General features: G+C 56.0%; 12 protein-coding genes. 2 read left to right on the plus strand and 10 right to left on the minus strand.

Going from position 1 to position 11,449, the window contains the following annotated elements; genetic code table 11:
- Positions 1-24: 24 nt before the first annotated feature.
- From NS365_RS18040 to NS365_RS18085, 10 genes are all read right to left on the minus strand, one after another.
- Positions 25-549: a tail fiber domain-containing protein gene (locus NS365_RS18040; RefSeq protein WP_206612149.1), complete on the minus strand. Its 525-nt coding sequence runs from the start codon at positions 547-549 to the stop codon at positions 25-27.
- Between the two features lie 205 nt (positions 550-754).
- On the minus strand, positions 755-1,960 hold the full coding sequence (locus NS365_RS18045) for an IS701 family transposase (RefSeq protein ID WP_153003839.1): 1,206 nt from the start codon (positions 1,958-1,960) through the stop codon (positions 755-757).
- Between the two features lie 234 nt (positions 1,961-2,194).
- Positions 2,195-2,809, minus strand: a complete 615-nt coding sequence (locus NS365_RS18050; protein WP_058601692.1) for a hypothetical protein — start codon at positions 2,807-2,809, stop codon at positions 2,195-2,197.
- A 26-nt stretch (positions 2,810-2,835) separates the two neighbouring features.
- Complete coding sequence (locus tag NS365_RS23740) at positions 2,836-3,561, minus strand: glycosyltransferase family 2 protein (protein WP_193753473.1); 726 nt, start codon at positions 3,559-3,561, stop codon at positions 2,836-2,838.
- Positions 3,558-4,358, minus strand: coding sequence for a hypothetical protein (locus NS365_RS18060; protein ID WP_058601694.1), 801 nt, complete (start codon positions 4,356-4,358; stop codon positions 3,558-3,560). Before NS365_RS18060 ends, NS365_RS23740 begins: the two co-directional genes overlap by 4 nt.
- Positions 4,355-5,131, minus strand: a complete 777-nt coding sequence (locus tag NS365_RS18065) for a glycosyltransferase family 2 protein (RefSeq protein ID WP_058601695.1) — start codon at positions 5,129-5,131, stop codon at positions 4,355-4,357. The genes NS365_RS18060 and NS365_RS18065 overlap by 4 nt, the downstream gene beginning before the upstream one ends.
- A complete protein-coding gene (locus NS365_RS18070) occupies positions 5,128-5,994 on the minus strand; it encodes a class II aldolase/adducin family protein (protein WP_343286844.1) in 867 nt (288 codons plus the stop codon). The genes NS365_RS18065 and NS365_RS18070 overlap by 4 nt, the downstream gene beginning before the upstream one ends.
- Positions 5,966-8,110 carry a hypothetical protein gene (locus tag NS365_RS18075; protein WP_082684702.1) on the minus strand — a complete coding sequence of 715 codons (2,145 nt, stop codon included), beginning with the start codon at positions 8,108-8,110 and terminating at the stop codon, positions 5,966-5,968. The genes NS365_RS18070 and NS365_RS18075 overlap by 29 nt, the downstream gene beginning before the upstream one ends.
- Positions 8,107-8,493 (minus strand): GtrA family protein, encoded by a 387-nt coding sequence (locus NS365_RS18080; protein WP_058601698.1) that lies wholly within the window; start codon positions 8,491-8,493, stop codon positions 8,107-8,109. Before NS365_RS18080 ends, NS365_RS18075 begins: the two co-directional genes overlap by 4 nt.
- Entirely contained in the window at positions 8,490-9,161 is a 672-nt protein-coding gene (locus tag NS365_RS18085; RefSeq protein ID WP_058601699.1) for an HAD family hydrolase, read from the minus strand. Before NS365_RS18085 ends, NS365_RS18080 begins: the two co-directional genes overlap by 4 nt.
- Positions 9,162-9,469: 308 nt before the next feature.
- Between NS365_RS18085 and NS365_RS18090 the strand changes: the two genes are divergently transcribed.
- On the plus strand, positions 9,470-10,444 hold the full coding sequence (locus NS365_RS18090) for a GDP-mannose 4,6-dehydratase (protein WP_058601700.1): 975 nt from the start codon (positions 9,470-9,472) through the stop codon (positions 10,442-10,444).
- 61 nt (positions 10,445-10,505) lie between these two features.
- On the plus strand, positions 10,506-11,438 hold the full coding sequence (locus tag NS365_RS18095) for a GDP-mannose 4,6-dehydratase (RefSeq protein ID WP_244498498.1): 933 nt from the start codon (positions 10,506-10,508) through the stop codon (positions 11,436-11,438).
- Positions 11,439-11,449 lie beyond the last annotated feature (11 nt).

The following is an 11,449-nucleotide window of genomic DNA, read 5'->3' on the forward strand; positions in this document are numbered from 1 at the left end:
TCCTAATACTCCCTTACGTTTTCCTTAGATTACCGGATCTGTGCTTTCGTGGAACGAAAGCGCAACCACGGAAGGATATACAGAGTCGCTCGTCGGAAGCGTCAGATGGCTATAAGAGACAGATACCGTACGAGCCAGAACCAACACCCGTTGGTATGACGTATTCAAGCGCAACATACCATTCGACATTTCATTGACATGCATCGGATCGATCTTCTGTAAGTTTTGAGCCGAGAAGCCTCGTCTATAGACTTGGTTGGAATCGTATCCATACCCTTCCTTGAAGCTGTAGGAAATCATCTCAACGGATTTGACTTCTTCAAGGGCGTTAGACTCTGCCTTCCCGTGAATAACCTTCATTCGCTCGTCAGAGTCATTATAGGTAACACCCTTTGCTCCACCGTCTGTCATGAATTCGATGTATCCGTTTTGTCTGGCAAGAGAATACACGTTATTCGTATGACTTGTGATGATATGGCGATCGGCACCATAAATCGAACGGCAGATCAACTTGGTGGTGTCCGTACTGAAATAGTAGAATCCGCTCACGCTACCGAAGTTTTCTAGCTTCTTATCGATCGCTGTCTTTAGATCGCCTAACATTACAGTTGCGCATTTCGTTTGACATGGGAGGCACGAGCAGCGGCCTGGTGGGCTCTGCGCCAGAGCGACCATGCGATGACGTAGGCGGGGAGGATGCGCCGTCTGGCCAAGCGGCAGGCGATGCGCCGGATTTCCTGCACGGACCAGCAGATCAGCGACGGTTCAGGGCTCGGGCTTCGACCCCCCTTTTAGCGGGTATCGCACCGTTGGCCTTGTGACGGATCGCGCTCATCATCGCGAAGGCCAGCATGACGAGCGAGACGTGACGGTGCCAGCCGTGCCAGGAGCGCGTTTCGTTGTGGTCGAGGCCAAGTTCGTTCTTGGCGGTCTCGAAGCTGTCCTCGATCGCCCATCGGCGGCCCTCGACCTGGACCAGCGTTTCGATCGGCGTGCCGGCGGGACACCAGGTGGTGAAGAAGGCTAGTTCCCCGTCAGCGACATGACGCCGGATCAGGAGACCGCGGGTCCAAAGACCGGATGAGTGTTTGTCGTACTCGGCCGCCTCGAGGTCGGCCAGTTCCAGATAGGCCCAGTCGTGAAGGCGCTCACCCTTCGTGCCCTTGCCAGCCGACAGCCGCTGCCATGCAGCGGGATCCAGACCTTCGGCAATCTCGGCGGCCGTGCCGGCGACGGGCGGCTTGCCGATCCACGAGTTGAACTGGCTGTTGGCGTTGACGCCGAGCACATAGCCCTTGCCCGCCCGGCGCAGCGCCATCTCTATATCACCGACGCCATAAACGCTGTCGGCCGCCACCCAGGCGAAGGGCACGTGGGCTTCGATGGCACGATGGATCATCGCCAGCGCCAGCGCCGGCTTCGTGGCAAAACCAACATCGACGGGCACATGTGCCGCCTTCAGCCGGGACGGATCGCCCGTCCAGGCCTTCGGCAGATACGGAGCCCGGTCGACGAAGGCGTGACCGTGGCGCGAGGCGTACGCCGCAAAGACACCGATCTGGCAGTTCGTGATCTTGCCCGCTGAGCCTGTGTACTGCCGTCCAACACCGCAGGATGCATGACCCTGCTTCAGGAACCCGGTCTCGTCCAGCACGAGCACAGCATCGTCGTCGCTCAAGTGCTCGACGACGTAGTCCCGCACGATGTCACGCAAGGCATCGGCATCCCAGCGCCCGCGTCCGAGAATGGCTTGCTGGCGCCACGGCCCCGGATCGCCCGCCGCTTCCGCCCGCATCCAGCCGGTCTTGCGCCGCTCTTCGGCCAAAAGTCCGTCCAGAAACAAACCCGCCGATGCCGCCACACGGTCCTGCGTGAACAACGGTCGCATCCGCCCCTTCACGTCCCGCAGCGACGACGCCCACAGCTCCAGCGTCGCCTCGATCGATGCCACCATCGCCATGACCTCCCTGCCATGGCGCCACATCGATTCAGACTTCACTCATTCGTGCAACTGTAATGCTAACTAGGGTGCCGTTCGCCGCCTGCGATAGGGAAAAGGCAATCCGTTCATTCGTAAACCAATTCTTGGGCATTGTTTCTCTCCTCCCGTTAAGAAACTGTGCCAGAAAATTCTCACCCCGTCCGGACCAATTTCACAGGTTGAAACCGAACAGCCCTTTCATAAATTGTTACTTCATCCGTAGCATTTTTCCCAAACTTCAGGCAGCTTGGTGCAAACCATATCAGGCTTTCCGAACGCCCGGTCATGCTTGTCGAGCTGGGTGACGAAAGCTTCGATGCGTTCCCGCCAGGATGATGGTTGCTGTACATGATGAAGTTCCGGCGAAACGACACAAATTTTGTAGTTCGCCTGCTTCAACGCTCGATTATCCTTTTCTGCTAGGGGAACCCCGGTAAAGCTATCGGCCCAGATCCAGTCGACTCTGCAATCCGTCTCGCCTAGGAGACCGGAGAGGTTCAGCGCCGTTTGAGCACTTTCGTATTCCGATACGCGAACTGCAAAGTTGGGAACGCCCGCCAGCGCATGTTTCCGAATGAAAGGGAAACTCTCATCCAAAATAAAGAAATCGGTAATATTCCGCTCGGCGAGAAGGGCAAGGAGTTGCGGCTCCATTCCTTCTTCTTTTACATTGGCGATTAGGAAGCGATGCCGATAGTGGTCCAGCCAAGTTTCCAACGATACCGCATCAGTCACGAAAGGGTCGTGGGTAACGAGGATTTCGTCACCGTGATTGCGTAAATCGATCTCCACGCCCCATTCCACGCTACTCGCGTCGATTTCAGCCAAGCTGTTGCGTCGATGATGAACGAGTATCATTTCGCTAGAGCCCGATGCGAGAGAGTTCGACGCAATTCGAAGATATAGGCAAAGGTACGCCGGATTAACTTGATGCGGGTGCGCCAGCTACCGCCGCCTTTCGCTTCACCATGGATACGATTGGCGAATACGACAGGAACATCCAGGATCCGATAGTCCTCGGCACGCGCCCAGTACAACATGTAGAGGTCAAGCGAAAAGTCGTCGGGCGCCCCTGAAGCCAGATAACGCCCGTAGAAGGCGCGAGAGAAGAGTTTGGGCTGAGCGTTGACATCCTCGAGGTTCGTGCGGAGGGCCGCACTGGCAACGAGTTGCATGCCGAAGGTAAAGGTGGTTTCCAAGGCCCTTCTGTTCTGCCGACGTCCTTTCACGACGATCCGGTCGTCCTTCTGGGCCCGAAACAGGTCGAAAGCTGTGAGCACATCATGCGGGTCAGTCTGCATGTCCGCGTGCGTCCACGCCAAAACATCCCCTTGCGCTTGCGCAAGTCCCGCCTTGATCCCGTAGCCATAGCCTTTGTTAACTGGAACACTGACGAGACGCAGCGTGGGATCCCCCGCTGTTTCTTCAGCAATACGCGCCCCGGTCTCATCTCGAGAGCCATTATCGACGAGAAGAACTTCTACGCCTTGGTGATTACGTAGTATTTCGCGCAATCGAGCAACAATTATAGGAATATTGCCCTGTTCGTTATAGCATGGTATGACGAGTGAAAGCTTCAAGACTTGGACTCCTCTTGAACGAAGGACGTCCAATAGGCGAGAGATCTCTCAAAGTTCTCATAATCCGTCGGCGTACCCCAACACACATAGCGCGAGATTTCCATGACCCGGACGTCGAGGCCGCTCTGGATCATGTAGCGGAAAATCTGGTCGACATAGAATTCGCCGTGGATCCTGTCGTTCGCCGCAATCATTTCCTCTGCGGCGCGGACGAAATCGTGACCGTGGCGAAACCAGAACGTGCCGACAACCGCATGGTCTTCCAGTGGATTGCTGCTAACGGGAACCTTGATAGAGACGTCCAGCGCGCGCTCACCTTCCGTCCGGATCCAGCCATAAGCCGAAGGCTTTGCGAGAACAGCCTCGTTGCCTCGAAACGTGAAAATCAGTGCGTCGGCTTCCGCTGATAGGCGTCGAAAGGCTGCCGCATCTACATCCATCCCGTTGTCGCAAGCCGCTATCAGAAGCGGCGCCGAGTTACCGATGACGTTGCGGGCCATGAGGCACGTGCTCGCTTGGCCCTCCGTCAATCGATCCACGACCGTGAAACGGGCGCTAGGAAAGTGAGCGCGCAACTCTTCGTCCACCCCGTCAGCCTGATGGAAATCGCGGATCACGAAATGAAGTTCAGTATCGGGTGCGTCGAAGGCGACTGGCAAGTCCTCGACCGCAGCGACCACCATTGGCACCTGACGGGTCTGTCGCCGGCTCGACACCGGAATTACGGGCTTGTGCAGAGTGTACCCGGCGTCAATGAAACGCGATCCGGCCCCTGCCATCGGAATGAGGATATTCATGCGCAGCGCTGCCTGACCAGATTGGTCCAGTAGAGATATTCGTTAAGGTCCTCGGGCGTTCCCCACTGGCAGAAATGTTCGATGCCGCTTGGTACTTGGATGCGAAGGCCATCGGCGACGAGATGGTTATAGACCATGCTGACGTAATATTCCCCGTTCAGCATATCGCCGGACTCTATCAGACGATTGCAGTATGCCTTCAATCGATGACCACTATCAAAAAAGTAGACTCCGGGAGAATGAAGGGAACGGGTTTTGTCTGCCTCGAAACTATACTTCTCGCGGATTTCCACGAGGTCACCTTTCTCGTCCACCTTGCAGGAGGCATAGAGATTGCGCTCAGGCAACAAGTGTGGATGGAAGCCGGTGTAACAGGGCACCGCACCTGCATAATGGCCGATATCGAGTTCGGCCAAAAAACGCGCATAGTCCCAATGCATGTAGTAGTCGCAATAGCTCACGAGAACCGGACGATCGTCATTGATCGCATCCGCCGCGCTCATCAGCGCACCCACCGGTCCGAGTTTGGCCCCTTCAACGCCCAAGATTCGACCGTTGGGCTTCAGGGTTGTCAGGATCTGGCGCATTCTGGTTTGAGCAAGGTGCTCGTTTCTGCAGATAAAGAGCGGCTCTTCCTCGCCTGGAAACATGCGCAGTACCCATTCGATCATGGGGCGACCGTCGACTTCAATCAGCGGCTTGGGGTCTTCAAAGCCAACACGAGCGAAGCGGGAGCCTTGCCCCGACATTGGAATGACCAATTGCAGGTTCATGAACGCACCATTTTCTGGCGATATTTTTCTGACTCCAAGCCTATTAGCTTGTTCCGCTCCGCCTCGCTCAAAAAATGCGGAGACAGGTTTAGGCTCCTCATTGCCGCCAGCAGGAAGCTCACGGCTTGCCGTGTTTCGACCCCCGCCTGCGACAATCGTAGGGTCGGGTCGCAAGTGTAGACGGCCTGATCCGGAAATAGGAGGTTCTCGTCCCCCTCGGCCACGTCATCGGACCATGGAAAGGGCAGGTCGCGACCGAAGGCATCGATCACCTTACGGTTTACCTCCTCGTGCAGCATAGCTGTCGTTTCAGGATCGGATCCCGTCACAACCAGACCATGGTTCTGAAGAAGCACGACCTGCGGTCGCAGCCCTTCCATTGTCTCGGCGACCAAATGGGTCAAGGCAATTCCGGGCGTCGCATAGTCCACCCATAGTGCCTCCGGCAGAATGTCCTGGGCTATCGCACGGCCTTCCTGAGAGCAGGTAAGAAGGTTGACCCATACAGAATGCGTGTGGATCGTACAGGCGCCCATCAGGGCATGGAAGCCCGACTCGATCGATGGACGACGTGTCTCACGGGCGTCGAGGACACAATTCTTTAAAAGCGCTGCGTAGGTCGTTTCGTTGTCGCAGTCGACTAAACCCTCCCTCAATTTGAGGACATCGAGCCAGATGAAGCCTGTCCCAGCTTCGACTGTTGCAAGGGACGTACCAGAAGCTTTGATAGCCATCCGGCCGTGATCGTCCTTAAGCGACGTGTTCCCTCCACCGCCCTGTACGTAAGCTGAACACGTACCGATCCGGCGGGAAGCGGAAGCGAGTGCTTCTAGATCAAGCTGCATGTCTGTCGTGCCACCCATGAAATATACAGTACCCAAGAACGAGTTGCAGGAGACCCTCCCAGCCCGGGCGCCATTCTGGATTGTAGACACCAAAATCTTGCAAGCCGTCGAGATGCCTTTCTGCCAACGCCTTGATGTCCTCGATTTCGAAAGGATGATCGAATTCGAGCACCTGAAGGTCGTTGTCGTCGTAATAGTGGTGGAGGTTTCCAGGCATGGCTTCGTGCAAATCGTCAACGAGCTTATCGAAGAAAAAGGCATTCGATAGCGTGATCCGCAACCGCTCGTCTATCAGGAGACCGGCGCGTCCGATGTCATCAGCTGAGATCGTTTCCCGAGACAGGAAGGAGACAACGATGTCTGCGAAACGTTCCTGCGTGACAATATATTTGCGCGAGTCTGCCATCCGCTTCTGCACCGCAGCGATGACAGCCTCCTTGGTGTAATTGCGCTTTCGCATGTCGCGAACGACCTTGCGATGCAAAAGTACATCCGCATCCGGCTTCACAAAAATCTTCAGATCGTAGAGCTCGCGGGCCGGCTTCAGATAATAGGCGTGAAGCCCCTCAAGGATCATCACGGAACGTGGCTTGATCGGATGATCCTCGGTGAAGCGCCCCGTGTTGTGATCGTAATGGCGTCGCCAGATCAGCCTGTTTTGCCGGATCGAACGCAAATAATGCAACTCGTTGTGAAGCTCGTTGGCGCGTGGGTCGAGGTGAGTGAATTCCACCCATCGATCGTGACCACGCTGCCATTTGTGCATGTCGTCGCCGCATATGACGTCAAGATGACGGGCGCCAAATAGAGCCTGCAGTCCATCCGAGAGGGTCGATTTACCGGCGCCCGAATCCCCGGCGATGCCGATCATATAGGGGCGAGCGGTCAACTTGTGCTGTTGCGGCAGTCTAATGCCACGGTGATAAACGACCGCGCAGCACAGAAACAGGACCGACTGCAGGATGGTAAAACTAATGTTGAGCGGTAGTTGCGGATCGATGCCAAGCGTGCCGGCCAACTCGAAAAGCGTGATATGCCGATTGCCATCGCCTAGCCGCCAGACTGTGGCATAGTCTGACGTAGGGGTCAGGGCGAAGTAAACGAAATAGGCGATCTGCAGTAGCATGAAGAGCCCAAGGTATGGGGGGCTCAAACGTGAAAAGAAATAAATGAAAAAAGGAACTATCCAAAAGTACCATCCCTGTGCGGGAGCTACGAACAGAAGGATGGAGCCGAAAGAGAAGCCAATGAAGCTCAGTAGTAGATCGCGGTTTTGGATATGGATATGAAGAGAATAGGCAATCAAGCAGGTGATGAGGGCCGGAATGATGAAGAATGTGGTATTGCCACCCGAAACCGATATCTGAGCGAGACCAATACGGGCTTGCTCTGGATTTAGAAACACCATCTTGAGGAAGCCGGTGCTGGTTAGGTAAGGGATATTCCAGAAAACGAAGACCGCCAGCGATAAGGCCAAAAACTTTGCCACCAGCTTCTTACGCGACGTATTCTGCCAGAGATAGACAAGAGCGATCGGCAAGGACACGATAATATGAGTCTTCGTGGCGAGGGCACAGCCAAGCAGAACGGCCGCGAGCATATGACGGCCTGAGATCAGGCAATAGATACAGGCCATTAGAAGCGCCACCGGAATGGCGTCAAGTTGGCCATGCACATAGCTGATGTAGAAGAGAAGCGGACAAGCCCAATAAAGACGCAGCAGCAGAGCTACATGTGTCCTCAACCACCGGCACAAGACCAGAAAGATGGTGATATCGGCCGCTAGAAGAGGCAGGCGGTAGAGAACCAGCACAGCCCTTTGACCGAGCTCTCCCAGCCCTACGGCTCGTAGCGCGAGATGGGGGAACCCTTCGATGAATAACATCAGGGCTGGGTAGGGGAAATTCGCGTGCGATCCTATAGACCAGAAAGTTTCGTACGGGTTCGATAGCGGATCCGCCACGAAACTACTGATGAAGGGCACGAATAAGTGCGTTAAATAATCCGAACCTGCGAGGCCGGATACGATCAGCTTCAGTGCCAGGACGAACCAGAAAAGAGGCGAACGGGCAATTTGGCCGGTCCAATCGAGGACACGTTCGCGCAGAGGAAGCGACGCTGATGTTTCGGTCATCGACGAAACACAAAGAAGCGGGTGCCGAGGAAATTCGTGCACGTCGTCAGTACGATCGCCGCGAGATTGGCGATACGAGGGTCAAAATTCAACAACTCGACCAAGCCCCGAATAAAGAGCAAGCCGCAGATGAGGGAGATGCCGTAGACCAGCCAATAGGATGCAACGAGCTTGGGGCTTGAAGGAGCCGATACGCCGAAGGTCCAACTCTTGTTGAGACTATAGCCTACAGCGACGCCGATCAAAAACCCGCCCGCCGCTGCCGGAATGTAATCAATACCAAGCAGGATGAGCCCGTAGAAGACACTATAATTGACGACAGTGGATAGAGCGCCGACGATCAGAAATCGGCCGATTTCTCCGGTGAGGGCAGAGCGGATCACGCAACCACTTCCTTCAGAACGACCAAAGCTCCGGAGATGCCGATCGAAGCGGCCCCTTCTATGTCCTTGATCAGATGGTCGCCAACCATCACGGCACGTCCCGCCCGAATGTTCAATTTGCGCAATGCGGCTTCGAACATCGACGGATGCGGTTTCTCCCGGCCGGTTTCCTCCGAAGTCACAATATAATCAACGAGGTTTATCAAGCCGAGTTGGCGAAGCTTGCGAATTTGCACCTCCGCCGTCATGTCCGTCACGACGGCCACGGGCAGATCATGGCGTTGACAGCGGATCAAAAGGTCACGTGCCTCGACATCAACACTCATAGCGCCGAGAAATGCGTTCCAGTAGGCATGATCGAGTTCGAGCGCGATATCGTACCCATGGTCCAGCCCAAGGGTTTCGGCCATTGCTTGGAACGCAAAGAGCCTCGATCGACAGGCTCCTTGACCTTCAAGACGGGCTGTAACGGCGTCGCGAGCCTCGCGATACCGCCTGGCAAAAGACGATGCGTCCAATCCTAGGTCGCGAGCTGAGAAGGCGGCATCGATCCCGGTTCGATGGCATGGTTCGTAGCGGTAGAGCGTATCATCGAGATCGATCAGTAGTCCATCGTAACGCTCGATGGGAATCTCGGCGAACCCTTCGTAGCGGCGGATATCGACCATACGGACCTCCTGCAAGCCAGTGCCGAGGTCTCCCGCGTCGCCCTAAAGGCGCCATCCACAATCCCGGCGCAGACGGGGTTAGGCAATATCAGCCTCCAAAACAAGACGCGCCGTCTGCTCCGAAGTGTTCTGATGTACCTCTTCAGCAGAGCTATGCCGTGTCCAGCGGCGTTGGAGAGAGCCGTTCATGGCTCGAAACCGATACTTGCTCCCCCGGAAGCGATTTAATAAAGCTCTGCCGGAACCTCGAGAGCTGCCAGGCCACAAGCCGGATCATCTCGATATGCTCGATAAGGAAGCTCTGCTGAATGACAAAACGCGCGCTTATCACCGGAGTGACCGGCCAGGATGGAGCGTATCTGTCTCAGTTCCTGCTGAACAAGGGCTACGAGGTCTATGGTCTCGTACGTCGCTCCAGCACTGCGGACGTCAACGACGTTCGGCTGCGCTGGCTTGGCATCGCTGATGACATCCATTTCGTTGACGGCAACTTGCGCGATCTTTCCGGTCTTATCCGCACGTTGCGCGACGTGAAGCCTGACGAAGTCTACAACCTAGGCGCGCAATCCTTCGTGAAGTCTTCGTGGCAGCAGCCGATCCTGACTGGCGAGGTCACTGCGCTGGGGGTGACGAATATCCTCGAAGCCATTCGCTTGGAATGTCCTCACACCCGGTTCTATCAAGCGTCGTCCTCTGAAATGTACGGGCTCATTCAAGAGGAAATGCAGTCCGAAACCACGCCTTTCTATCCGCGCTCGCCCTACGCTGTCGCCAAGCTCTACGGTCATTGGTTGACAGTGAACTATCGCGAGAGCTACGGCATGCACGCCTCCAGCGGTATACTATTCAATCACGAGTCGCCGCTGCGCGGCATCGAATTCGTCACACGAAAGGTGACAGACGGCGTCGCGCGGATCAAGCTTGGTCTGCGTGGGGAATTGAGACTTGGCAACATTGATGCCAAGCGTGACTGGGGTCACTCCCGTGATTATGTGGAAGCCATGTGGCTCATGGTGCAACAGGACACGGCGGACGATTATGTTGTCGCGACCGGTCGAACCACGACAGTGCGAGACATGTGCCGCATCGCCTTCGAGCATGCTGGCGTATCGATGAACAATCATCTCGTGATCGATCCGAACCTTTTCCGCCCCGCCGAAGTCGACGTACTCCTTGGTAACCCCCACAAGGCCGAAACAAAACTGGGCTGGCGTGCGACTACCACGCTGGAAGAGATGATTGTCGAGATGGTGGATGCCGACCTAAAGCGATTGACGCGTTGAGAGCCACGATCGACGAGATACATCTCCAGAACGGTTAAGATCGCTTAGGTGCAAGAGATGAATGATGGCGACTGAACCGCGCCGGATTGCAGTTACCGGGTCTAGCGGCTTCGTTGGCACTTGGCTGCGCCGCAAGATCGAAGAAGATGGCCGTCACGTCCTGCTGCCGATCTTATCGCGTGGCTCCGGAGACTTGCGCGATGTTGAAGCGGTCGTGGCTGCTGTAAAGGGAGCTCGGCCCGATGTGGTCGTTCACCTCGCTGCGATCGCCGCACCACCTCAGGCCCGAATGAACCCTCGGGAAGCTTGGGAGATCAATGTCGTCGGAACGCTCAACCTCGCCACCGCAGTGCGTGATCTGGCGCCGCAGGCCCGGTTTTTATTCGTCGGCAGCTCAGAGGCCTACGGTGGCGCCTTTTCCGATCAACGCTACCCTCTTTCCGAAGAGGTGCGCCTCGATCCGCGAAGCACCTATGGATCCACAAAAGCTGCGGCGGATCTCCTAATAGGTGAAATGGCGTATAATGGCCTCCAGGCTCTTCGCTTCCGTCCCTTTAACCATACCGGTCCCGGTCAAACTGCCAGTTATGTCGTTAGTGCATTCGCGCGTCAGATCGCTCTTATAGAGAAGGGGGTTCAACCTCCAAGGATCCAAGTCGGCAATCTCGAGGCCAAGCGGGATTTTTTGGATGTACGTGATGTCGTGCGAGCCTATCTTGCCGCTACCGAAGACGATGTCAAAGCGAACGGGGATGCCATCAACATTGCAACGGGTCGCCTAGTTCAGATCGAAGACATTCTCAGGCAGCTTCTAGATCTCGCTTCTGTGCGGATCGAAGTCGAAATTGATCCGACCCGCTACCGTCCCAACGAGATCCAGGCCGCATCAGGCAATCCCGAGCGTGCTCGACAGCGGCTGGGTTGGGAGCCGGAAATAGACCTGGCAACCACCCTGCAGGATACGCTGAACTACTGGCGCGGACAGATCCAATAAGCTGCGGCTGG

It is taken from the genome of Aureimonas ureilytica, from assembly GCF_001475935.1.
In the GTDB taxonomy this organism is placed as follows: Bacteria; Pseudomonadota; Alphaproteobacteria; order Rhizobiales; family Rhizobiaceae; genus Aureimonas; species Aureimonas ureilytica_A.

Coding starts and splice junctions, on each gene's coding strand:
- NS365_RS18045 (WP_153003839.1), bottom strand. CDS start 1,960: ATGGCGATGGTGGCATCGATCGAGGCGACGCTGGAGCTGTGGGCGTCG.
- NS365_RS18060 (WP_058601694.1), bottom strand. CDS start 4,358: ATGAATATCCTCATTCCGATGGCAGGGGCCGGATCGCGTTTCATTGAC.
- NS365_RS18065 (WP_058601695.1), bottom strand. CDS start 5,131: ATGAACCTGCAATTGGTCATTCCAATGTCGGGGCAAGGCTCCCGCTTC.
- NS365_RS18070 (WP_343286844.1), bottom strand. CDS start 5,994: ATGGGTGGCACGACAGACATGCAGCTTGATCTAGAAGCACTCGCTTCC.
- NS365_RS18075 (WP_082684702.1), bottom strand. CDS start 8,110: ATGACCGAAACATCAGCGTCGCTTCCTCTGCGCGAACGTGTCCTCGAT.
- NS365_RS18085 (WP_058601699.1), bottom strand. CDS start 9,161: ATGGTCGATATCCGCCGCTACGAAGGGTTCGCCGAGATTCCCATCGAG.
- NS365_RS18090 (WP_058601700.1), top strand. CDS start 9,470: ATGACAAAACGCGCGCTTATCACCGGAGTGACCGGCCAGGATGGAGCG.
- NS365_RS18095 (WP_244498498.1), top strand. CDS start 10,506: ATGATGGCGACTGAACCGCGCCGGATTGCAGTTACCGGGTCTAGCGGC.